This window comes from Achromobacter sp. ACRQX (assembly GCF_022346505.1).
Classification (GTDB): domain Bacteria; phylum Pseudomonadota; class Gammaproteobacteria; order Burkholderiales; family Burkholderiaceae_B; genus Achromobacter; species Achromobacter animicus.
This window is the reverse complement of sequence record NZ_JAKRML010000002.1, coordinates 273874-295260: the sequence shown is the minus strand read 5'-3', so window position 1 is coordinate 295260 and position 21387 is coordinate 273874. Positions and strand designations below refer to the sequence as shown.

Annotated in this window: 23 protein-coding genes; 14 read left to right on the top strand and 9 right to left on the bottom strand. The window is 65.6% G+C overall.

The features are described from left to right. Nucleotides 1-18: 18 nt before the first annotated feature. Entirely contained in the window at nt 19-525 is a 507-nt protein-coding gene (locus MHZ91_RS03270; RefSeq protein ID WP_239212431.1) for a hypothetical protein, read from the top strand. Nucleotides 526-558: 33 nt separating this feature from the next. On the opposite strand, the gene MHZ91_RS03265 is transcribed toward MHZ91_RS03270, so the two are convergent. Then, nucleotides 559-1431, bottom strand: coding sequence for a DMT family transporter (locus MHZ91_RS03265; protein ID WP_218345137.1), 873 nt, complete (start codon nt 1429-1431; stop codon nt 559-561). 361 nt (nt 1432-1792) lie between these two features. Here MHZ91_RS03265 and rplS point away from each other — a divergent pair, with 361 nt between their 5' ends. Both rplS and MHZ91_RS03255 read left to right on the top strand, forming a co-directional pair. Beyond that, complete coding sequence (rplS, locus tag MHZ91_RS03260; RefSeq protein ID WP_175124715.1) at nt 1793-2173, top strand: 50S ribosomal protein L19; 381 nt, start codon at nt 1793-1795, stop codon at nt 2171-2173. A gap of 123 nt (nt 2174-2296) precedes the next feature. Then, nucleotides 2297-3028 (top strand): CoA pyrophosphatase, encoded by a 732-nt coding sequence (locus MHZ91_RS03255; protein ID WP_175137478.1) that lies wholly within the window; start codon nt 2297-2299, stop codon nt 3026-3028. 96 nt (nt 3029-3124) lie between these two features. Here the strand turns inward: MHZ91_RS03255 and rsgA are convergent, their stop codons facing one another. After that, on the bottom strand, nt 3125-4027 hold the full coding sequence (gene rsgA, locus MHZ91_RS03250) for a ribosome small subunit-dependent GTPase A (protein ID WP_175137479.1): 903 nt from the start codon (nt 4025-4027) through the stop codon (nt 3125-3127). After that, a complete protein-coding gene (locus MHZ91_RS03245; RefSeq protein ID WP_239212430.1) occupies nt 4024-5274 on the bottom strand; it encodes a M48 family metallopeptidase in 1251 nt (416 codons plus the stop codon). Before MHZ91_RS03245 ends, rsgA begins: the two co-directional genes overlap by 4 nt. 61 nt (nt 5275-5335) lie before the next feature. Here MHZ91_RS03245 and orn point away from each other — a divergent pair, with 61 nt between their 5' ends. Then, entirely contained in the window at nt 5336-5881 is a 546-nt protein-coding gene (orn, locus tag MHZ91_RS03240; RefSeq protein ID WP_105237948.1) for an oligoribonuclease, read from the top strand. 52 nt (nt 5882-5933) lie between these two features. After that, nucleotides 5934-6575, top strand: coding sequence for an NAD(P)H-hydrate epimerase (locus MHZ91_RS03235; protein WP_239212429.1), 642 nt, complete (start codon nt 5934-5936; stop codon nt 6573-6575). 19 nt (nt 6576-6594) lie between these two features. On the opposite strand, the gene paaX is transcribed toward MHZ91_RS03235, so the two are convergent. Continuing rightward, nucleotides 6595-7524, bottom strand: coding sequence for a phenylacetic acid degradation operon negative regulatory protein PaaX (gene paaX / locus MHZ91_RS03230; protein WP_239212425.1), 930 nt, complete (start codon nt 7522-7524; stop codon nt 6595-6597). Between the two features lie 172 nt (nt 7525-7696). On the opposite strand from paaX, the gene paaA reads away from it, so the two are divergent. From paaA to paaK, 9 genes are all read left to right on the top strand, one after another. Beyond that, on the top strand, nt 7697-8686 hold the full coding sequence (gene paaA, locus MHZ91_RS03225; RefSeq protein WP_175124709.1) for a 1,2-phenylacetyl-CoA epoxidase subunit PaaA: 990 nt from the start codon (nt 7697-7699) through the stop codon (nt 8684-8686). 186 nt (nt 8687-8872) lie between these two features. Then, nucleotides 8873-9157: a 1,2-phenylacetyl-CoA epoxidase subunit PaaB gene (gene paaB, locus MHZ91_RS03220; RefSeq protein WP_006388300.1), complete on the top strand. Its 285-nt coding sequence runs from the start codon at nt 8873-8875 to the stop codon at nt 9155-9157. 16 nt (nt 9158-9173) lie between these two features. Then, entirely contained in the window at nt 9174-9938 is a 765-nt protein-coding gene (paaC, locus tag MHZ91_RS03215) for a 1,2-phenylacetyl-CoA epoxidase subunit PaaC (protein WP_239212424.1), read from the top strand. Beyond that, a complete protein-coding gene (gene paaD, locus MHZ91_RS03210) occupies nt 9935-10441 on the top strand; it encodes a 1,2-phenylacetyl-CoA epoxidase subunit PaaD (protein WP_239212423.1) in 507 nt (168 codons plus the stop codon). Before paaC ends, paaD begins: the two co-directional genes overlap by 4 nt. 14 nt (nt 10442-10455) lie before the next feature. Beyond that, nucleotides 10456-11544 (top strand): 1,2-phenylacetyl-CoA epoxidase subunit PaaE, encoded by a 1089-nt coding sequence (paaE, locus tag MHZ91_RS03205; RefSeq protein ID WP_175124707.1) that lies wholly within the window; start codon nt 10456-10458, stop codon nt 11542-11544. Between the two features lie 47 nt (nt 11545-11591). Next, nucleotides 11592-13256 (top strand): phenylacetic acid degradation protein PaaN, encoded by a 1665-nt coding sequence (gene paaN, locus MHZ91_RS03200; protein ID WP_175124706.1) that lies wholly within the window; start codon nt 11592-11594, stop codon nt 13254-13256. Nucleotides 13257-13271: 15 nt separating this feature from the next. Next, nucleotides 13272-14060: a 2-(1,2-epoxy-1,2-dihydrophenyl)acetyl-CoA isomerase PaaG gene (gene paaG / locus MHZ91_RS03195; RefSeq protein WP_239212411.1), complete on the top strand. Its 789-nt coding sequence runs from the start codon at nt 13272-13274 to the stop codon at nt 14058-14060. Continuing rightward, complete coding sequence (paaI, locus tag MHZ91_RS03190) at nt 14060-14530, top strand: hydroxyphenylacetyl-CoA thioesterase PaaI (RefSeq protein ID WP_056569414.1); 471 nt, start codon at nt 14060-14062, stop codon at nt 14528-14530. The genes paaG and paaI overlap by 1 nt, the downstream gene beginning before the upstream one ends. A gap of 36 nt (nt 14531-14566) precedes the next feature. Next, a complete protein-coding gene (paaK, locus tag MHZ91_RS03185; protein ID WP_175124704.1) occupies nt 14567-15880 on the top strand; it encodes a phenylacetate--CoA ligase PaaK in 1314 nt (437 codons plus the stop codon). Nucleotides 15881-15940: 60 nt separating this feature from the next. Here the strand turns inward: paaK and MHZ91_RS03180 are convergent, their stop codons facing one another. From MHZ91_RS03180 to kynB, 5 genes are all read right to left on the bottom strand, one after another. Further along, nucleotides 15941-17341, bottom strand: coding sequence for an MATE family efflux transporter (locus MHZ91_RS03180; protein ID WP_239212409.1), 1401 nt, complete (start codon nt 17339-17341; stop codon nt 15941-15943). Beyond that, nucleotides 17338-19068: a glycosyltransferase family 39 protein gene (locus tag MHZ91_RS03175; RefSeq protein ID WP_175124702.1), complete on the bottom strand. Its 1731-nt coding sequence runs from the start codon at nt 19066-19068 to the stop codon at nt 17338-17340. The genes MHZ91_RS03180 and MHZ91_RS03175 overlap by 4 nt, the downstream gene beginning before the upstream one ends. Nucleotides 19069-19192: 124 nt before the next feature. Beyond that, entirely contained in the window at nt 19193-19459 is a 267-nt protein-coding gene (locus tag MHZ91_RS03170) for a type B 50S ribosomal protein L31 (RefSeq protein ID WP_008164119.1), read from the bottom strand. Nucleotides 19460-19680: 221 nt separating this feature from the next. Beyond that, entirely contained in the window at nt 19681-20529 is an 849-nt protein-coding gene (gene kynA, locus MHZ91_RS03165; protein ID WP_056567541.1) for a tryptophan 2,3-dioxygenase, read from the bottom strand. Between the two features lie 144 nt (nt 20530-20673). Continuing rightward, on the bottom strand, nt 20674-21300 hold the full coding sequence (gene kynB, locus MHZ91_RS03160) for an arylformamidase (protein ID WP_175124733.1): 627 nt from the start codon (nt 21298-21300) through the stop codon (nt 20674-20676). Between the last annotated feature and the right edge of the window lie 87 nt (nt 21301-21387).

Here is a 21387-nt window from a genome sequence, read left to right as displayed (position 1 = left end):
TTTATCCAAGGAGTTCCCATGAACACCGCTGATTTTTCCGTCCTGCCGGATGAGCTTGTCGTTTCCCTGAATCCGCTGCGCCGCGGCGCCAACCGCGCGCGCACCTTCTGCGCCCGGCTGACCGGCATGGCCATGCCCTGGAGCGGCACGATGTCCGGCCAGCCGGCACGGTCGACGCGCATGCCCGTCCGCTGGCCGTTCCCCCCGGCGCCCACCCCCGAGGAAGTCTCGGGCGCGGCAGGGGAGGCCGTCGCGCCGGCGGCCAGTGCTCCAGCGGTTGGCGTCCCGGCGGCCGGCCTTCCGGCGGCCGGCGTACTGGCGGGTCTGCCCGTCGCCGACGCCGCCACTTCCACGCCGGCCGCGACCGCCGCTGCGGCGCGCAATCACAGCATCGGAGACGCCAAGGCGCAGCCGGTGGCCAATCAGCTCACGATGAAAGCCATGATTACGGACGTAGTGCTGGTGCTGGCCTGGGGCGCGATGATCCCCGGCCTGATGTGGTTGGGCGTGGCTGGCGGCTTCTGATGGCCGCGGGCTTCTGACGACCCGCGGCGGCGGTCAGCTCGATCCCAGCAGGATCACGCCCGCCAGAATGGACACGCAACCAGCCAGACGGCCCACGCCCACTTTTTCGCGCAGCAGGAACATGCCGGCCAGGGTGCCGAGCATCATGGACATTTCCCGGGCAGGCGCCACCAGGCTTAGCGGCGCGCCGTTGCGCAGCGCATACAGCACCAGGATGTACCCCAGCGGCGACAGAAACCCCACGGCCAGTGCCAGATGCCAATGGCCGCGCATGGATTCCCACGATTGGGTGGGGCGGCGCAGCATATGCGGGGTCATCATGGCGGTGCGGGTCACACAGGTAAACCAGTCGAACAGCACCGGACTGATCAGCAGCACTTTCACGCCGTACGCGTCCACCACCGTATAGGCCGCGATGAACAGGCCGATCACCACGCCCCAACGCACGCCGATCCACGCCTGCGCTTGCTTGAAGATGGCGAGCCGACCCTGGGTGGCGATCAGCAGCACGCCGGCCACGACGCACAGCATGCCGGTGATGCCGGTGCTGGTGGCGGGTTCGCCCAGCAGCAGGAAAGCGCCTGTCGTCGACAGCAGGGGGCCGGTGCCCCGCGCAATCGGATACACCACGGACAGGTCGGCCACCTGATAGCCGCGCTGCAGGCACAGGCTGTAGCCCAGATGCAACAGGCTGGATGTCAGGATGGCGCCGACGACGGGCCAGGTCCAGTTCATGCCGTCGTGCATCAGCACCCAGATCACCCACGGCGCATACAGCACCGTCGCGCACAAGCCGTAGGCAAAGACGAACGGCGCGCCCACCATGGCCGCGCGCTTGGCAAGGAGGTTCCACGTGGCGTGGGCCATCGCCGCCAGGACGACCAATATCAGGGACGAGTACGACATGAGGGAACAGCGTCAGATGACGTGTTTGTTACAGGGAGTTGGAAGGGTACCGCAAACCGTGCTCAAGGCGCACATGTTACCCGAGGCTCTGGGGAATTTTTGGTGTAGAATCATCGGTTTGCCAAATCTCATCCTCTGCTTGCGGCATAGCATCGCAATACACGCCAACAGGAAAACCGCATTGCGGCTTACGCATTGCGGCTTACCTAGCGGACAGGTTGCCATGCACACGCACCAGGCCGGATGTGGCCGTAATCTTGATTCTTCAGTCTGGAATCCTGGGCCACGCGAAAGCCGGGCGTGAACAACATCGATCGGCAAAAGTTTTAGTCCGCAAAGACATGATGATCTAGGAGTTCACATGAACCTCATCGCTATCCTGGAACAGGAAGAAATTGCCCGTCTGACCGGCGGTCAAGCCAAGCCTGAATTTGCTCCTGGTGACACCGTCATCGTGAGCGTCAACGTCGTTGAAGGCACCCGCAAGCGCGTGCAGGCTTTCGAAGGCGTTGTTATCGCCAAGCGCAATCGCGGCCTGAACTCCGCGTTCACCGTGCGCAAGATTTCGTCGGGTGAAGCCGTGGAACGTACGTTCCAGCTGTACTCGCCGCAAATCGCCAGCATCGAAGTGAAGCGCCGCGGCGACGTGCGCCGCGCCAAGCTGTACTACCTGCGCTCGCGCTCGGGCAAGTCGGCTCGCATCAAGGAAAAGCTGGTCAGCAAGCAAGCCCCCGCGGCTTGATCGCTTATCGGTACACGGCCCTGACAGTGTCGGACGTTCACGCCAATCCGCGTTTCCGTCCGGCACGGTTTTCCGGGTTAAAAAGGCACCTGCGAGGGTGCCTTTTTTCTTACTTCTGAGCGTATGTCTGAAACCTCGTCCTCCGCGCGGCCTCGACGGCCGCTGGCGCGCCCCGGATTCGATCCGGCGACGCAACCGTGGGTGGTGGCCAACGAATCGCTGCCGCCCGTGCCCACCCGCCTGCTGACGCCGGATTCCCTGCGCGGCACCCTGAGCCAGCCGTCCACCTGGACGCTGGAGCTGTCGCGCGACAACGATCTTCGCTATCCCGGCCGCGAGGGCACGCCTGTGCCCGCTGCCGTGCTGATCCCGCTGGTGACGCGCGACGAGGGCGTGAACATCATGCTGACGCAGCGCGCGGCGCATCTGCACGACCACGCGGGCCAGATCAGCTTTCCCGGCGGTCGCATCGAGACCAGCGACGCCACGCCGGTGGATGCGGCGCTACGCGAAGCCCAAGAAGAAACGGGCCTGCCGGCCAATCATGTCGAAGTCCTGGGCAGCATGCCGCCGTACCTGACGGCGACCGGCTTTTCGATCATTCCCGTGGTGTCGCTGGTGCGGCCGGGTTTTGAACTGGCGCCCGACGCGTTCGAAGTGGCCGAGGTGTTCGAGGTGCCGTTGTCGTTCCTGATGGACCCGGCCAATCATCGCCTTTATGAAGCCCGGCTCGATGACGGACGGGTGCGCCAGTATTACGGCATGCCATACGGCAAGCACTTCATCTGGGGCGCCACTGCGGGCATGCTGCGCAACCTCTATCACTTGCTGCGCCACGGATTCACGCCGCGCTGATTGGCCTTTGAATCCGCTTCGGAACGATCGGGCGTGCAGGCCCGCACAAGCAAACGGCCCCGATGGGGCCGTTTTCAATGGGGGGCGCGGCAAGCGTCAGTAGCGCTGCTGGCCCGCCAGGTTTTCTTCAAGGATGCGTTCGTACAGCGCGTAGCGCGCCGGATCGATCCTGCCGCTCTGCAGCGCCGCCACCACCCCGCACCCGGGTTCGTGGCGGTGCGTGCAGTTGTAGAAGCGGCATTCCTCGATGGGCTGCGTGAACTCCGGAAACCCGCGAATGATGTCATCCCGCGTCAGGTGATGCAGACCGAAAGCCTGGAACCCCGGTGAATCGATCAGGTCGCCCCCCGGCGCCGGCAAATGGTAGAGCCGGGTGCTGGTGGTCGTGTGCTTGCCCATGTCCAGCGCGGTGGAGTGCTCGCGCGTCGCTGCGGCGGCATCCGGCACCAGCGCGTTGAGCAGCGTGGATTTGCCCATGCCGCTCTGTCCCAGCAGCAAGTTCGTGCGGCCGGCCAGGCGCGGCGCCAGCAACGTGTGGACTTTCTCGGGCTCGAGCGCGCTCAGTTCGATGATGTCCACGCCCAGCGCCGCGATGGGCGCGAGCCGCGCGCGCGCGGCCGGCAGCTCGTCGGTCAGGTCCGTCTTGTTCAGGATGATGAGGGGCGCGATGCCGGCGCTCCATGCGCCCGCCAGCGCGCGGCCGGTCAGGTCGTCCGAAAAGGTGGGCCGGACAGCCACGACGATCAGCAACTGGTCGACGTTGGATGCAAACTGCTTGGACCGCATTTCGTCGGAACGATAGAGCAGGTTGCTGCGGGGCAGAATGGCGTCGATGGCGCCTTCGTCCTTGCCTTGCGGCGTGATCTTGACCCGATCGCCCACTGCGGCGCCGGTTTTCTTGCCGCGCGGGAAGCACTTGCGTAGGGCCCCATCGGCCAATTCCACGGTGTAGTGGCGGCCATGCGCGGCGATGATGCGGCCTTCCATCGGCGCGCTCATGCGGCGGCCGCCATCAGGTGGCGGATGCGCACGGCGGCAGGAGGGTGACTGTCGTAAAAGGCGGAATGCACAGGGTCGGGCGTCAGGGTTGCTGCGTTGTCGTCGTACAGCTTGACCAGCGCCGAGACCAGACGGTCCGGCGAGCTTTGCTCGGCGGCATAGCGGTCCGCTTCGAATTCGTCGCGGCGCGAGTACCAGCTGGCCAGCGGCGTCAGCATGAAGGTGAATACAGGAATGACCAGGAAGAACAGCAGCAGCGCCATCGCGTCGTTGCGGCCGCCCAATTGCGGCATTACGCCCAGGCCCACATAGAACCATGGTTGCTGCGCGATCCAGCCGAGGATGGCAAAGAACGCCAGCGCGGCGGCAAAGCTGAAGATCACGCGCTTGATGATGTGGCGCTTGGCAAAATGCCCCAGCTCGTGCGCCAGCACGGCCTCGATTTCGTCGGCGTTCAGGCGGGCCAGCAAGGTATCGAAGAACACGATACGGCGGGATTTTCCGAAGCCCGTGAAATACGCGTTGCCGTGGGCCGAGCGGCGCGAGCCGTCCATGACGAACAGGCCATTCAGGGCAAAGCCGCAGCGCTGCGCCAGACGCTGGATGCGGCCGGCCAGTTCAGGATCGGACAGCGGCGTGAACTTGTTGAAGAGCGGGGCGATGAACATCGGGTAGATGATCAGCAGGGCCAGGTTGAACACGGTCCATAGCGCCCAAGCCCAGATCCACCAGTAGGCGCCGGCGCTGCCCATCAGCCACAGCACCGCGGCGGCCAGCGGCAGGCCTAATACCGCCGCAACAAGGAGGCCCTTGGCGGCGTCGGCGACGAACAGCCCCGGCGTCATGCGGTTGAAACCAAAACGCGCCTCCAGCTTGAACTGCCGCCAAAGCGTGAAGGGCAGACCGAGCAGGCCCAGCACCAGCGCAACCACCACCAGCAGCAGCATCTGCCGCACGAAGTCGTTGCTGGTAAGCTGGCTGACCATCAGGTCGATGAACTGCAGGCCGCCCAGCAGCGTCAGGGCGACCAGCATCAGGGCGTCATAGGTGCGCTCGAGCATGCCCAGCCGAACCCGCGCCACGGTGTAATCCGCCGCCCGCTGATGGCTGGTCAACCCGATGCGATGGGAGAATTCCGCGGGCACCTGGTCGCGATTGCGGGCGACGTGGCGGATCTGGCGTGACGCCAGCCACATGCGCACGGCAATATCGGTCAGCAGGAAGGCAACGAACAGCAGTGTGAACATGGGCAAAGCGTTTTGCTCAAGAAGGGATGTGCGAAAATCGCGCGTTTTAAAGGCAAATTATATGGCTGCGAACGAAAACCGCCTGATCTGGCTCGACATGGAAATGACGGGGTTGGACCCCGAGAAAGAACGCATCATCGAAGTCGCCGTCGTGGTGACCGAACCCGACCTGACGGTCGTGGCCGAAGGTCCGGTGATCGTCGTGCACCAGTCCGACAGCCTGCTCGACGCGATGGACAACTGGAACAAGTCGACCCACGGCAAGAGCGGGCTGATCGACAAGGTCAAGGCGTCCACGGTGACCGAGGCAGAGGCAGAGGATACGCTGTTGGCGTTTCTTGCGCAGCATGTGCCGGCGGGCAAATCGCCCATGTGCGGCAACACCATCAGCCAGGACCGCCGCTTCATGTTTGCCTACATGCCGCGCCTGGAACAGTTCTTCCATTACCGCAACCTGGACGTCAGCACGCTCAAGGAGCTGGCGCGCCGCTGGGCCCCCGCCGTCTACAAGGGATTCGAGAAAAAGAGCCGCCACGAAGCGCTGGCCGACATCTACGAGTCCATCGACGAGCTCAAGTATTACCGCGAGCATTTCCTGAAGGTCTGAGACCGTCGGGGGACCGCCCGGTTCCCACGGACTTTGGCCGCGCCCGACTGTCATGCCGTCCTACTCCGTCGCGCAGATCCGCCAAGCCGAACAGCGCGCCCTGGCCACGGGGCGTGCGCTGATGCCGCTGGCCGGCGCGGCGGCGGCCGGCTTCGTCGCGGCGCGGGCGCCGGCCGGCACGTCGATTCTGGCGCTGGCCGGGCCCGGCAACAACGGCGGGGACGCATTGGAAGCGACTGCGCTATTGCTGGCGCGCGGCCTGGATGTTCACGTGGTGCTGCCTTCGGGGCCAGGCAGGCTGCCTGCCGATGCAGCGCGCGCCTGGGGCCGCTGGCTGGCCGCGGGCGGAGCACCCCGGACGCACGCCGTGTTGCCGGCCGGGCCGTTTCAGGGGCTAATCATTGACGGGCTGTTCGGCATCGGTTTGAACCGTCCGCTCGATGCCGCGTGGCAATCCCTGATCGACACGGTCAATGCGTGGCAGGTCCCGGTGCTGGCGCTGGATGTGCCCAGCGGCATTGATGCCGACACCGGGGTGGCGCTGGGCCGCCCGATCCGGGCGCGATGGACGTTGTCGTTCATTGCGGCATGCCGTGGACTCACGCTGGCCGGCGCAGGACGCGAGGCGGCGGGAGAATGCCACGTCGACACGCTGGGCGTCGTCATGGCCGGCGAGGACAGCCCGGGCCGCTAAGCCCGCAACGCGCCGGCCGTCAGGCTGGCCGGCCGCCAAAGCGCGATTCGACTTCCGGCGACAGGGGGCGGTAGCGTTCGTTGTCCTGCCCGGCCAGGGCATTCAGGTGGGTTTCGGAGGGATCGAACACCTTCCAGTAGAGCCGTCCGCACAGTTCCCGCGCGGCGTGGCCCGGCCAGTTATCGGGCAGCATGGGGGCAGGCAGTTGCGGATCGTGCAGCACGATCCGGCGCCAGTTGTGCAGCACCATGACGCGGACGGTGAACGCCTCGGCGGGCGAGGGCGCCTCGTCCAGCAGCTTTTCAAGCGGGCCGAAGTTGCGCGAGAACTGGCGGTATTGCTCGGCCACGTCGTCCAGGTTCCAGCATTGCGTGGCCAGGCTGGCGATCGGCAGCCCGCCGGCGCCGGCCAGGTCGCGGGCCGACAGCACCAGCGCCCGGTCCGGGATGCCCAGCTTTTCAAGAATGTCGTGCGCGGCGCGCGCCTCGGTGTGCGGATGCGCAAACAGCCCCGGCGCGATCATGCCGAAACCTTCCCACGTCAATTCGCGGCGCAGCTCGCCGCGTTCAGCCAGTCCGTTGCCCGTGCGCGGCAGCGCGACCAGCGTCCATTCCCCGTTCCATTCCTTGGCGCCGCCCACGTAAATGCGCTGCGACGCGTGCGACGTGTGGCGCAAGCCCTGCTCGGAAATCAGGTAGAGGCTGCGCCGGCCATGGCGTTCGGATTGCAGCCAGTTTTGCGCCACCAGACGAAAGACGCTGGTGCGCAGCAGGCGTTCGTTGATCCCGAGCGGGGCCAGAAGCTCGATCAGGCTGCCCAGCCAGATGGCGCCGCCGTGCGGGGCCAATGCATCGCCCAGCACGCTGACGCAGAGCGATTTCGCGCGGGGCGGATCGCTTTTCAATAAGCGGGACAGAGCGCGTTCCAGGGACGACTGAGGGTTTGCCATGAGGAGGGCCGCGGACGGCCGATATCGGGATGCCGGATATGATACATAAATCCAATGTGATACAGATTTGAGTTTGACAATGATTTTTTTGTATTAAATAATCGTCCCATGACATGACGGCACTGCGCAGCGTTTGCTTTGCGTTTTCGCAAACCGTCTCAAGGAGACAACTATGTACGCTCAACTCGTCGAAACCGGCGTCAAGCAGGTCAAGACCGCGGACCAGCTTGAAGGCCTGGAACAGACGTTCCAGCGGCGCATCGACGACGGCGTCCGCATCGAGGCCAAGGACTGGATGCCCGAGGCCTACCGCAAGACGCTGGTGCGGCAGATTTCGCAGCACGCGCACTCGGAAATCGTGGGCATGCTGCCGGAAGGCAACTGGATCACCCGCGCGCCGTCCCTCAAGCGCAAGGCCATCCTTCTGGCCAAGGTGCAGGACGAGGCGGGCCACGGGCTCTACCTGTACAGCGCCGCCGAAACGCTGGGCGTGTCGCGCGACGACCTGATCGACGACCTGCACGCCGGCCGCGCCAAGTACTCCAGCATCTTCAATTACCCCACGCTGAGTTGGGCCGACATCGGCATGATCGGCTGGCTGGTCGACGGCTCGGCGATCATCAACCAGATCCCGCTGTGCCGCTGTTCCTACGGCCCGTATGCGCGCGCCATGGTGCGCGTCTGTAAGGAAGAGTCCTTCCATCAGCGCCAGGGTTACGACCTGCTCATGCAGATGTGCCTGCACGGCACGCCCGAACAGAAGGCGATGGTCCAGGATTCGCTCAACCGCTGGTGGTGGCCCGCGCTGATGATGTTCGGTCCGTCGGATGCGGATTCGCCCAACAGCGCCCAATCGATGGCCTGGAAGATCAAGCTCTTCTCCAACGACGAGCTGCGCCAGAAGATGGTGGACCAGACCGTGCCGCAGGCCGAGTACCTGGGCCTGACCGTGCCGGATCCCGATCTGAAGTGGAACGCCGAGCGCGGTCACTACGACTTCGGCGAAATCGACTGGACGGAGTTCTACGCTGTGCTCAAGGGCAACGGTCCGTGCAACCGCGAACGGCTTGCGGCGCGCGTGAAGGCGCACGAGGACGGCGCCTGGGTGCGCGACGCGCTAGTCGCCTACGCCGACAAGCAGTCCGCCCGTAAAGCCGCTTGAGGTCCCCCCCCGGAGCGCTGCGCGCTTCCCCCCCAGGGGGGCGCCGCAGCGGACCGGCGGAGCCCGGATCCGCGCGGCCCCGCTGGCCCTCGCTGCGCTTCGGGATGCGTGACTTTCTGGACACCTTCTTTTTATTTATTGCAGACCGGCCGTGCACTGCGCACCCGGCACTAGAGGAAATCCATCATGAGCAAAGACTGGCCTCTGTGGGAAGTCTTCATCCGCAGCCAGCACGGCCTGGCGCACAAGCACGTGGGCAGCCTGCACGCGCCGGATGCGGAAATGGCGATCAATCACGCCCGCGACGTGTACACGCGCCGCAACGAGGGTCTGAGCATCTGGGTGGTGCGTGCGTCGGATATTTCGGCCAGCAGCCCGGGCGACAAGGATCCGCTGTTCGAGCCGGCCAACAGCAAGGTCTACCGGCATCCGACCTTCTTCCCGATGCCCGAAGAAATCAAGCACATGTAAGGCGGGTGGGGGAGACATGGACAAAGCATTGTTTGAATACCTGCTGCGCCTGGGCGACACGTCGCTCATCCTGTCGCAGCGGCTGGGCGCCTGGACGGGCCACGGTCCCATCCTGGAAGAGGACCTGGCGCTGACCAATACCGCGCTCGACCTGCTGGGCCAGGCCCGCATGTGGCTGACGCTGGCCGGCGAGGTCGAAGGCGCGGGCCGCGACGAGGACGCGCTGGCCTATCTGCGCGACACGCACGAGTTCCGCAACGCGCTGCTGGTCGAGCGCGACAACGGCAACTACGCCGACACCATGGCGCGGCAGTTCCTGTTCGACGTCTGGCACTACTTCCTGCTGCAGCGCCTGGAGGCGTCCACGGATGAGCGTGTCGCGGCCATCGCGGCCAAGTCGCTCAAGGAAGTGACCTATCACGTGCGCCGCTCCTCGGACATGGTGGTGCGCCTGGGCGATGGCACGGCGGAAAGCCACGCCAAGATGCAGGCCGCTATCGATGACGCGTGGCGTTTCACAGGCGAGCTCTTCACCGACGACGACATCGACCAGGACGTCGCGGCGCGCGGTATCGGCTGTGCCCTGTCCGCGCTGCGCCAGCCGTGGCTTGCACACGTGCGGGAAGTGCTGGAAGAAGCCACGCTGACCGTTCCCGACGAAGCCGCCGGCAACCACGCCGCGCATCGCGGCGGCCGGCAGGGCAAGCACACCGAGGCGCTGGGCTACGTGCTGGCCGAGATGCAGCATCTGCACCGCGCCTACCCGGGAGCCACGTGGTGAACGCGCTGGCGCCCATTTCCGCCGACCAGGTCTTTGCCTGGCTGCAGGAGGTCCCGGACCCCGAGATCCCCGTGCTGTCCGTGGTGGACCTGGGCGTGGTGCGTGAAGTGTCGTGGGAGGGTGACGCCTGTGTCGTCGTCATCACGCCCACCTATTCGGGCTGCCCGGCCATGCGCGAGATCACGCAGGACATCCGCCAGACGCTCGAACGCCACGGCGTGTCCGAGGTCCGGGTGGAGACGCGTCTCGCGCCCGCCTGGACGACCGACTGGATGAGCGAAAAAGGGCGCGAGGCGCTCGAGGGCTACGGCATCGCCGCGCCCGCTGAACGCGCCATCGACATTTCGGGCATCAGCCGCCGCACGGCGGCCCCGGCCATCGCCTGCCCGCGCTGCGGCTCGCGCGACACGCGGCTGGTCAGCAATTTCGGGTCGACGTCGTGCAAGGCGCTGTATCGCTGCGTTTCGTGCCGCGAACCCTTCGATTATTTCAAGACTCACTAAAGAGTGGTTTCGAGATGAGCCAGAACCAATTCCATGCTTTGAAGGTGGCGTCCGTGGCGCGCAATACGCGCGATGCCGTGGTCGTGACCTTTGATCTGCCCGACACGCTGACGAACGAGTTCGCCTTCCTGCCCGGCCAATACCTGACGCTGCGCACCCAGCTCAATGGCGAAGAACTGCGCCGTTCGTATTCGATCTGTTCGGCGCCGCACGACAAGCTCTTGCGCGTGGCGATCAAGAAGGTCGACGAGGGCGTGTTCTCGAGCTGGGCCAATCACGAATTGCAGCCCGGCCAGACCCTGGAGGTCATGGCGCCGGCGGGCAACTTCACGGTGGACTTCTCGCCCGAGAACCAGCGCCACTACGTGGCGTTTGCCGTGGGCAGCGGCATCACCCCCGTGTTTTCGCTGGTCAAGACGGCGCTGTCGACCGAGCCGCGCAGCAAGTTCACGCTGTTCTTCGGCAACCGCGCGTCGTCCGCGGTGCTGTTCCGCGAGGAAATCGAGGACCTGAAGAACCTGTACATGGATCGCTTTTCGCTGGTCTACGTGATGAGCCGCGAAACGCAGGACATCGAGCTCTTCAACGGCCGCCTGGATGGCGACAAGGTCGACCAGCTGATGTCGGCCTGGATGAGCCCCGAGGATATCGATTACGCTTTTGTGTGCGGTCCGCAGACCATGACCGAGAGCGTGGTCGAACGGTTGCAGGCGCGCGGCATCCCCAAGTCGAACATCAAGTTCGAACTCTTCGGCGCACCCAAGGGGCCGCGTGCGCTGCGCACCGGCCAGGACGCCCCGCAGGCGCCTGGCAAGGGGCAGTGCGAAGTCACCGTGGTGCAGGACGGACACAGCCGCATGTTCGTCATCGACAAGAACAAGGACAGCGTGCTGGATTCGGCGCTGGCGCAGGGCATTGAACTGCCGTATTCGTGCAAGGGCGGGGTATGTTCCACCTGCCGTTGCAAGGTGATCGAAGGCGAGGTGGACATGGACGCCAACTTCGCCCTTGAAGATTATGAAGTCGCGCGCGGGTTCATCCTGAGCTGCCAGAGCTTCCCGGTCAGCGACCGGCTGGTCATCGACTTCGACCAGGAAACCTGACCCGGCGCACGCCAGGCAAGCATTCAAAACTTATTGGAGAGACGAGCGTGTCCCAGAAATTCTTCGAACGTCACCAGCCCCTGCTGGAACAATCCCTGGCTGCCGCCGCGCTGCGCGGTTACTGGAGCCCGTTTGCCGAGTCGCCCAGTCCGCGTAACTACGGCGAGACCGCCAACGACGAAGGCCGCGCTGCCTTCGAAGCGCTTCAGGGCAAGCCCTTTCCGCTGAACCTGCATGATGCCGACGGCGTCGTGGGCGGCGAAAAATCTCCCTATGGTTTCGACCTGGGCATCACGTATCCGCGCGTGCCGGCGGACAAGCTGATCGCCGCCTCCAAACGCGCGCTCGAAGACTGGCGCCGCGCCGGTCCCCACGCCTGGGTGGGCGTGTCGCTGGAAATCCTGGCGCGCCTGAACAAGCTCAGCTTCCAGATCGCCTACGCGGTCCAGCACACCACGGGCCAGGGCTTCATGATGGCCTTCCAGGCCGGCGGCCCGCACGCGCAGGACCGCGGCTTTGAAGCCGTGACCTACGCCTGGCAGGAAATGTCGCGCATCCCGGGCATCGCAGTCTGGGAAAAGCCGCAGGGCAAGAACGATCCCATTCGCATGGAAAAGCAGTTCACCGTCGTGCCGCGCGGCGTCGCGCTGGTGATCGGCTGCTCGACCTTCCCGACGTGGAACGGCTACCCGGGCCTCTTCGCCAGCCTGGCGACGGGCAACACCGTCATCGTCAAGCCGCACCCGGGCGCGATCCTGCCGCTGGCCATCACCGTGAAGGTGGCGCGCGAAGTGCTGCAGGAAGCGGGCTTCGATCCCGACGTCGTGCAACTGGCCGCCCACGAGGCAGGCGACGACACCGCGCAGAAGCTGGCGCTGGACCCGGCCGTCAAGATCGTTGACTTCACCGGCAGCACCGCCAACGGCGACTGGCTCGAAAACAATGCGCGCCAGGCTCAGGTCTACACCGAGAAGGCCGGCGTGAACCAGGTCATCATCGATTCGACGAACGATCTGAAGGGCGTGGCCCGCAACCTGGCGTTCTCGCTGGCCCTGTATTCCGGTCAGATGTGCACCGCGCCGCAGAACATCTACGTGCCGCGCGACGGCATCAACACGCCGGAAGGCCGTGTCAGCTTCGACGACGTAGCCGCCGCGCTGGGCGTGGCGCTGGAAAAGGTGGGCGCCGACGCCGCCAAGGCCGTCGAGCTGACGGGCGCCATCCAGAACGAAGGCATCGTCGAACGCATCGAGAAGGCCCGTGCGCTGGGTCTGCCCGTCGTGGCGGACAGCAAGACGCTGGCGCATCCCCAGTTCGAGAATGCCCGCGTGCGCACGCCGCTGCTGCTGCGCACCGAGGCCGGCAATGCGGCGCTGGGCCAAGAGTGGTTCGGCCCCATCGCGTTTGTCGTCGCCACGGATTCCACCGCGCACAGCATCCAGCTGGCGCGCGACAGCGTCATCAAGCACGGCGCGCTGTCGCTGTCGGCCTACACGACGGATGATCGCGTGGCCGAGCAGGTGCAGGATGCCGCCGAAGTCTCGGGCGTGTCGCTCTCGCTGAACCTGACGGGCGCGGTGTTCGTCAACCAGACCGCCGCCTTCAGCGACTTCCACGGCACCGGCGCCAATCCGGCGGCCAATGCCGCGCTGTCGGACACGGCGTTTGTCTCGAACCGCTTCCGCGTGGTGCAAACCCGCCGTCACATCTAAGCCGGGCGATCGCAGATGAGCTATCAGGATATTCAATTCGACCTGTCCGGCGGCGTTGCGCGCCTGACGCTGAACCGCCCGGACAAGCTGAACAGCTTCACGGCCAACATGCACGCCGAAGTGGCCGACGCGCTGACCCGCGTCGAAACCGAAGGCGCGCGCGTGCTGGTGCTGACCGGCGCGGGCCGCGGCTTCTGCGCCGGCCAGGACCTGAGCGAGCGCAAGCCCGCGCCGGACGGCACGCCGCCCGACCTGGGCGAGACCGTCGACAAGTTCTACGGCCCGCTGGTGCGCCGCCTCAATGCCTTGCCCATGCCGGTCGTGGTGGGCGTCAATGGCGTCGCGGCAGGCGCGGGCGCCAATCTGGCCTTCGCGGGCGACATCGTCATCGCCAAGGCCTCGGCCAGCTTCATCCAGTCGTTCTGCCGCCTGGGCCTCATCCCCGACACGGGCGGCACGTTCGTGCTGCCGCGTCTGGTGGGCCGCGCGCGGGCCATGGGCCTGGCGATGCTGGGCGACAAGCTCAGCGCCAAGCAGGCAGAAGAGTGGGGCCTGATCTGGCAGTGCGTGGCTGACGAGGAATTCGACGCCACGCTCGATCGCCTGGCCACGCATTTCGCGGCCGCGCCCACCAAAGGCCTGGCGTTCACCAAGCGCGCCCTGCAGGCCAGCTTGTCCAATGACCTGTCCACGCAGCTCGACCTGGAACGCGACATGATGCGCGAACTGGGCCAGAGCGCGGACTACGCCGAAGGCGTCGCCGCGTTCCTTGGCAAGCGTGAACCGCAGTTCAAGGGGCAATGATGAGCGTGCACGTTCCCCCCGTTGAAGTGCCGACCGACCCGCAGGCGCTGGCGCAGGCCGTGGGCTCGGTGATGTATGCCGGCGACGCGGCCACGCAAGGCCTGGACATGAAGATCGAGGAAATGGCGCCGGGCTATGCGCGGCTGACCATGCGCGTTCGGCCCGACATGCTGAACGGCCACAAGACCTGCCATGGCGGTTTTATCTTCGCCCTGGCCGACAGCGCGTTCGCGTTTTCATGCAATTCGCGCAACGTCAGCACGGTGGCGTCGGGCTGCACGATCGACTATCTGGCGCCGGGATTCGAAGGCGACCTGCTGACTGCCGTCGCCCAGGAGCGTTCGCTGGCCGGCCGCACCGGCGTCTATGACGTCACCGTCACCAATCAGGATGGACGCAACGTGGCCTTGTTCAGGGGGCGTTCCTACCGCATCAAGGGCCAGATCGTCGGGACGCCCACGGACGCCTGACTGCTGCACCGTACCAAAGAGAAGAGAGACATCATCATGCCCAACACCATGAGCAAGCCGGGACTGGATCCTATCGAGCATGCCAGCCAGGACGAGCTGCGGGCCCTGCAGCTCGATCGCTTGAAGTGGACCCTCAAGCATGCGTACGAAAACGTCCCGCACTACAAGAAGGCGTTCGACGAAGCCGGCGTGCATCCCGACGACCTGAAGCAGTTGTCGGATATTTCGAAGTTCCCGTTCACGACCAAGAAGGAACTGCGCGAGAACTATCCGTTCGGCATGTTCGCCGTGCCGCGCGAGCGCATCTCGCGCATTCATGCGTCCAGCGGCACGACTGGCAAGCCGACCGTGGTCGGCTACACCCAGGGCGACCTGGACAACTGGGCCAACCTGGTGGCGCGCTCCATCCGTGCCGCAGGCGGCAAGCCCGGCGATACCGTGCACGTGGCCTATGGGTACGGGCTGTTCACCGGCGGCCTGGGCGCGCACTACGGCGCCGAGCGCCTGGGTTGCACGGTCATTCCGATGTCCGGCGGGCAAACCGAAAAGCAGGTGCAACTGATCAATGATTTCCGTCCGGACATCATCATGGTCACGCCGTCCTATTTCTGCAACATCCTGGAAGAGCAGCGCCGGCAGGGCATCGACCCGCGTCAAAGCTCGCTGCGCATCGGCATCTTCGGCGCCGAGCCGTGGACCGGCCAGATGCGTGCCGACATCGAAGCCGAAGCGGGCATCGACGCGGTCGATATCTATGGGCTGTCTGAAGTGATGGGCCCGGGCGTGGCGAGCGAATGCGTCGAGACCAAGGACGGTCCGGTGGTCTGGGAAGATCACTTCTACGCCGAGATCATCAACCCGGATACCGGCGAACCGGTGGCCGACGGCGAACCTGGCGAACTGGTGTTCACGTCGCTGACCAAGGAAGCGATGCCCATCGTGCGCTACCGCACGCGCGACCTGACCCGCCTGTTGCCGCCCACCGCGCGCAGCATGCGTCGCATCGGCAAGATCACCGGCCGCAGCGACGACATGCTGATCGTTCGTGGGGTGAACATGTTCCCCACGCAGGTGGAAGAACTGGTCCTGAAGATCGCGCAGCTTGCGCCGCACTATCAGCTGGTGCTGTCCCGGTCGGGCAACATGGACGAACTGGAAATCCTGACTGAAGTGCGCGCCGAGTTCTCGGGCCTGTCCGACGCCGAACGCGCCAATCTGGGCAAGCAGCTGCAGCATGCCGTGAAGACGCACATCGGCGTGAGCGCGCGGATCCAGGTGTCGGATGCCGGGCATGTCGAACGCACCTTGACCGGCAAGGCACGCCGGGTGATCGACAAGCGTCCGAAGTAGAGGGCGCGTCCCTACGCAAAAAAGGCAGCCAACCGGCTGCCTTTCTTCATTTCGCGACCTTTATCGCCCCACCGTCCGCAGTATGCGCCGATACCAGAGGTGCAGCAGGACCGCCGACAAAGCCAGCCCGAACATGGCCATCAGCCACATGCTGCCGGCCCCCTGCGGCGAGCCCGGCACCAGCACTTCGCGCAGATCGTCGATCCCGCCCCGGCCGGGACCAAACCCAAACCACCAGCCCCCTACCAGCCCCACGCCCGCCAGCGCGACCGTCTGCAGGATCAGCGGCACGACCGCGATCTTGTACGCGCGCAGCAGGTACGAGTTGATGCACTGCATCGAATCGAAGAGGTGAAAGAGCGGCAGCACGGCAAGTAGCGTCGTTGCGACGGCGGCAACCGCGCCGTCGTCCGTGTAGGCCGCCAGGATCAGCGGACGGCCGATCAGCAGCACCGCAGCCGTCAGCAGCGCGCCGATCAGACCCAGCGCCAGACCGGCCATGCCGGTGCGATGGGCATGCGCGTAATTGCCCGCGCCGATGGCCTGCGCCGTCAGCGCGGCGGTCGCCACGCCCAGCGCCATCGGCATCATGTAGCAGAGGGCGGCCAGGTTCGACATGATCTGATGCCCGCCGGTCACGAAGGTGCCCTCGCGCGCCACCAGCAGCGCCATGAACGTGAACGCTGAGACCTCGACCAGGTACGAGCCGCCCATCGGGATGCCCAGGCGCAGCAGTTCCTTGAGCGCCTTCCAGTCCGGCTTGCCGATGCGAAGCTGGAAGCGGCGGTAATAGCGATCGTGCGTGATCACCCACAGACCCAGGCCAAGGCTCATCCACGACACCACGGCTGTCGCCAGCCCCGCACCGGCCGCGCCCATCGCCGGCAGGCCCAGCTTGCCGTAGATGAAGAGCCAGTTGAACAGCGCCTTGAAGCCGATGATGGACAGGTTGATGGCCATGACGAGCTTGGGCCGCGACACCGCGGTGCCCAGCGCGTAGATCGTGCGGAACACCAGCGCGGCGGGCAGGGCCAGCACCAGTGCCTGCAGGTACGACGCGATGCGGTCGCGTACGCCCGGGGCGACGTCCCCCGACATGAAGAGCCACATGTCCGGAAACAGCATCAGCGCGGCGCCCACGACCGACAGGCCGAGCGCCAGCCACACGCCCTGGCCCCAGCTCTTTCCGACTTCCGCGTTGTTGCCGGCGCCGAACTGCTGCGCCAGGATCGGGATCAGGGCGTGCACGACACCCATCAGGCCGACGAAGACGGTGATGTAGATGGAAGCGGAAAGCGCCATCGCCGCCAGATCGTCGGGGCTGGAGTGTCCCGTCATGGCGGTGTCCAGCACCCCGAAAGAGATGCTGGCCCACTGGCTGATGAGGACGGGCCAGGCCTGCTTGGCGATGCCGCGCAGGGTGGCGCCGAAGGTCATCGGCGCCCCAATCGCGGCGGTCATGGCTTGACGCCGGTTCGCAGCAGGCGGAAGACTTCGGAACGGTCGGCGCGGCGGCCGCCTTGCCAGAGGACTTCGGCGCCTTCGCTGTACGCGGCCGTGCCGTCGCGCAGGCTCTGGTTGGTGGTCTGTTGCAGGACCAGCGTGCAGCGCGTGTCGAACGGGAACGACAGGTTGTTGAAGATCAGGAACGAGGCACGCTGCCCGCTGCCCAGGCTGAGCCCCCGGATGCACTCGCCTGGGCGCTTGTGCTGCGCGATGGCCTGGGCCAGTTGGCCGGACACCGTGCGATAGCTGCGTGCGTAGTCCACCGCGGGTTGCCACAACAGCACGAGCAGGATCCACGTCACGGTCAGGCCGCCAGCCGACAGCACGGTGCCGCGCCACAGCGCCTGGGGGCGCACGCGCAGCCGCCAGACGACCAGGACGATCCAGCCCAGGGTGAAGAGCACCGCCAGCGCAAAGGCCACCCACGAGATCACGGGTTCATAACCGGTGGTCTGGCGGGCGATGTTGCGGGAAATCTGCGCTGGCCAATGGAAGTGCAGCGCCACCCAGCCGAGCCAGGCGGTGGCCACCGTCAGCGAAAAACACATGACGGCAAACCAGTCCAGCGTGTTCACCACGCCGCGGCGCAGCGTGGGCAGCGAGAACGCGCCCAGCACCGCGCACGGCACGGCCAGCAGCACGAATTCGGAATCGCTGGCCTCATCCACGAAGAACAGGATCACTGCCGAACACACCAGCAGCATCAGCGGCACCCAGATATGCGGCGCGTAGATCCAGGCGCGCCACCGCCAGATCGCCAGCAGCGCCAGCGGCCAGGTCGGCCACAGGTACCACGGCAGGTCGCGTAGCGTGCGGGCGGCGTCGTGCAGGCCAGGGATGGCGAAGGACGACAGATTCCAGGTCTTCCAGTTGCGGATCCAGTACTCGCTGCCCTGGCTGGCGGGAATCCACCAGGCAAGGATCAGACCGGTGGCCAGCACCGCGGCCCACAGCATCCAGCGCTTGCACTTCCAGAGCTGGCTGCGCGGATAGAAGGCCAGCGCCACGCCGACCATGATGGGCAGGGCGCCCACCCAACCGCGCGTCAGGAAGCTGGCAGCCAGCGCAATGCCCAGCGTGGTCGAGCCGGTGACGGGACGATCCACCGTGCGCGCCAGCGAATAGAACGCAAGCGCCTGGCAGGCCATGATGGCGGGGATGACGGTGGTTTCGTGGGTGCGCTGCAGGATGCCGACCGTGGCAAGCAGCAAAAGGAGGGCGGCGTCGGCCAGCATGCGGCCGTAGTCGCGCGGTTCGGGTTCCCCGCCAAAAGGCAGCGCCAGCGGCTGGGCTTCGGCCCGGCGGCCGAGCAGATATGTGCCGTACCAGACGCTCGAGGCCGTGATGCCGAACCACAGCAGATTGGGCAGGCGGCCGGCAGTGATGTCCCCGATGAACGGCCCGAACAGCCAGATGCTGATGGCGCCCACCCAGGTGATCAGCGGACCTTCCTCGGCGTGGGCCAGGTGCCCCACCTGCGGCAGCAGCCAGGTCAGGCCGCCTTCGCGGATCGCGGTGATCATCGTCGCCAGTCCGACGGCGTCGTCGGTTTTCCACGGGTCGCGCATGAACAGCCCGGCCACGATGTAGGCCAGGGACAGGCCCAGCAGGATAAGGCGGGGCAGTTTTGCGGTGGCTACCGACGTAAGCCGGGCCGGCGTGGAAATGGAAAGTGGGGACACGGGCGTTAATGTAACCGAGTGGTCGGGATGCGCCACCCCCTGACCGGCCTTCTGGCGTCGAGGGGGGAAAAAAAAGCAGCCCGAAGGCTGCCTTTTTGCTGTGACTCCCGTAGGAGCAACAGGATCAGGAAGCGGACTTGACCGTGCCAGCCGTACGGGCGAAGCGGGCGCGGAACTTTTCCACGCGGCCGGTTTCGACGATGCGGGTCTGGGCGCCAGTGTAGAACGGGTGCGATTCGGAGGTCACGTCGCACTTGAAGAGCGGGTACGTCTTGCCGTCGAGTTCAACGGTTTCGCGCGTTTGGACGGTCGAACGGGTGATGAACTTGTTGCCCGTTTGCAGGTCGGCGAAGACGACTTCGCGGTATTCGGGGTGAATGCCTTCTTTCATGGTGCTTTCCTAGACTCGGTCGAGTCTTTTTCAAGAGTTAGGGTCGCCAGCTACAGCTGCCTGGTTCCGCTGCCGCGGTTCGCTACCAGATCTTGGCGCGACAAGCGCTAGCCACGTATCCAAAAAGTAACCCCGCATTCTAGCACGCGATCCTGCCTGCGGCCAGCCGCAAATGGGCGCCCGGGCTGTCATGCAGCCCGGGTTTCAGCGCGACGCAAATGTCAGAGATCCGTGCGCAGCTTCCAGATTTCCGGGAACAGCACCACCTCCAGCATGCGCCGCAGGTAATCCACCCCCGACGTGCCGCCCGTGCCCCGCTTGAAGCCGATGACGCGCTCGACGGTCGTAACGTGGCGGAATCGCCACAACCGGAAGGCGTCTTCCAGGTCGGTCAGTTTTTCGCCAAGCTGGTAGAGCGCCCAGTAGCGGTCCGTGTCGCGGTAGACCGTCAGCCAGGCGGCTTCGACCGCCGCCGACGCCTGATACGGCTGGGTCCAGTCGCGTTCCAGGTGATCGGCCGGGATATCCAGGCCGTTGCGCGCCAGTAGCCGCAGTGCCTCGTCGTACAGCGACGGGGCCTCGTAGGCGCTCTGCACCTGGGCCAGCAGGTCGGCGCGGTGCGAATGCGGCTTGAGCATGGCCGCGTTCTTGTTGCCCAGCAGGAATTCGACCTGGCGGTACTGGTAGCTCTGGAATCCGCTGGAACGCGCCAGATAGGGACGCAGCGCAGAGTATTCGGGCGGCGTCATGGTCGCCAGCACGTCCCAGGCGTGGACCAGCTGCTCCATGATCTTGCTGACGCGCGCCAGCATCTTGAAGGCCGGCTGCAGGCGGTCCTCTGCGACGCTGGCGATCGCGGCCCGCAGCTCGTGCAGCATCAGCTTCATCCAGAGCTCGCTGGTCTGGTGCTGGATGATGAACAGCATCTCGTTGTGCTCGGGCGACATCGGGTGCTGGGCGCCGAGCAGTTCATCAAGATGCAGGTAATCGCCGTAGGTCATGTCGCGCGCGAAATCGAGTTGCGCCTTTTCCTGGTGGACGATGTCTTCGGGGCGTTCGTTCTGGCTCATGCGCGGCCTCCGTGGCAGGGCGGCGCGGCGCGGCGGGCGGATGCGGGCAGGGCGCGCCAGTGGGGCGCGAATAGGAATTGCATGGTCGATTCTCCAAGCGGGGCGGCTGCTGTCGGGCAGCCGCGCCCGGGCCGGCAAATCAGCCTACAGTTCGCGCAGGACCGCGCGGACCGGGCTGGCATCGGCCTGGATCAGCGCCAACGGCAAGGCGATCAACTCGTAATCGCCTTCCGGCACGTCGTCGAGCACCAGGTTCTCCAGTACCCGCATGTCGTGCCGCAAGATCGTATGGTGGCTGTCCAGGGTCTTGCTGGAAGCGGGGTCGATGCTGGCGGTGTCCAGACCGATCAGCATGACGCCGCGTTCGGCCAGCCATTCGATGGTCTGGGGCGCGTAGGCGGAGAAGTCATCCGTCCACCAGTCCTGCGCGGCGTGCTTGGCGGTGCGCACCAGCACGCGGGGCGGCAGGTTGTGCGCCGCATGGGCTAGATGGTCGATCGTGATGAGATCGCCGCAGTCGATCGCATGGATCACGCGGCAAGGGCCCAGGAAGGGTTCAAGCGAAACTGCGCCGATGGCTGCGGCCCCGTTCTGGTAGTGCAGCGGGGCGTCGGCATGCGCGCCGATGTGCGGCGACATCGTGATTTCGCTGACGTTGACCGGACAGCCGGGCGTGAGCGTCCACTTCCATTGCTGGCGGTACGGCGTGTCGCCCGGAAAGACGGGAGATGCCGTCGAGACGGGCGGGGAAATGTCCCACAGGCGTTTCATGGCGGGCAAGGAAAGGTCGCGAGGGCCGGAATTAGGTTAAGCCTAAAACAATATCGGGCGGTAGTCTAACGGAATTCCGGCGCTTGT

What these genes read in the sequence shown, in the direction of transcription:
- MHZ91_RS03270 (WP_239212431.1), top strand. Translation starts at nt 19, where the DNA reads ATGAACACCGCTGATTTTTCCGTCCTGCCGGATGAGCTTGTCGTTTCC.
- MHZ91_RS03265 (WP_218345137.1), bottom strand. Translation starts at nt 1,431, where the DNA reads ATGTCGTACTCGTCCCTGATATTGGTCGTCCTGGCGGCGATGGCCCAC.
- rplS (WP_175124715.1), top strand. Translation starts at nt 1,793, where the DNA reads ATGAACCTCATCGCTATCCTGGAACAGGAAGAAATTGCCCGTCTGACC.
- MHZ91_RS03255 (WP_175137478.1), top strand. Translation starts at nt 2,297, where the DNA reads ATGTCTGAAACCTCGTCCTCCGCGCGGCCTCGACGGCCGCTGGCGCGC.
- rsgA (WP_175137479.1), bottom strand. Translation starts at nt 4,027, where the DNA reads ATGAGCGCGCCGATGGAAGGCCGCATCATCGCCGCGCATGGCCGCCAC.
- MHZ91_RS03245 (WP_239212430.1), bottom strand. Translation starts at nt 5,274, where the DNA reads ATGTTCACACTGCTGTTCGTTGCCTTCCTGCTGACCGATATTGCCGTG.
- orn (WP_105237948.1), top strand. Translation starts at nt 5,336, where the DNA reads ATGGCTGCGAACGAAAACCGCCTGATCTGGCTCGACATGGAAATGACG.
- MHZ91_RS03235 (WP_239212429.1), top strand. Translation starts at nt 5,934, where the DNA reads ATGCCGTCCTACTCCGTCGCGCAGATCCGCCAAGCCGAACAGCGCGCC.
- paaX (WP_239212425.1), bottom strand. Translation starts at nt 7,524, where the DNA reads ATGGCAAACCCTCAGTCGTCCCTGGAACGCGCTCTGTCCCGCTTATTG.
- paaA (WP_175124709.1), top strand. Translation starts at nt 7,697, where the DNA reads ATGTACGCTCAACTCGTCGAAACCGGCGTCAAGCAGGTCAAGACCGCG.
- paaB (WP_006388300.1), top strand. Translation starts at nt 8,873, where the DNA reads ATGAGCAAAGACTGGCCTCTGTGGGAAGTCTTCATCCGCAGCCAGCAC.
- paaC (WP_239212424.1), top strand. Translation starts at nt 9,174, where the DNA reads ATGGACAAAGCATTGTTTGAATACCTGCTGCGCCTGGGCGACACGTCG.
- paaE (WP_175124707.1), top strand. Translation starts at nt 10,456, where the DNA reads ATGAGCCAGAACCAATTCCATGCTTTGAAGGTGGCGTCCGTGGCGCGC.
- paaG (WP_239212411.1), top strand. Translation starts at nt 13,272, where the DNA reads ATGAGCTATCAGGATATTCAATTCGACCTGTCCGGCGGCGTTGCGCGC.
- paaI (WP_056569414.1), top strand. Translation starts at nt 14,060, where the DNA reads ATGAGCGTGCACGTTCCCCCCGTTGAAGTGCCGACCGACCCGCAGGCG.
- paaK (WP_175124704.1), top strand. Translation starts at nt 14,567, where the DNA reads ATGCCCAACACCATGAGCAAGCCGGGACTGGATCCTATCGAGCATGCC.
- MHZ91_RS03180 (WP_239212409.1), bottom strand. Translation starts at nt 17,341, where the DNA reads ATGACCGCCGCGATTGGGGCGCCGATGACCTTCGGCGCCACCCTGCGC.
- MHZ91_RS03170 (WP_008164119.1), bottom strand. Translation starts at nt 19,459, where the DNA reads ATGAAAGAAGGCATTCACCCCGAATACCGCGAAGTCGTCTTCGCCGAC.
- kynA (WP_056567541.1), bottom strand. Translation starts at nt 20,529, where the DNA reads ATGAGCCAGAACGAACGCCCCGAAGACATCGTCCACCAGGAAAAGGCG.
- kynB (WP_175124733.1), bottom strand. Translation starts at nt 21,300, where the DNA reads ATGAAACGCCTGTGGGACATTTCCCCGCCCGTCTCGACGGCATCTCCC.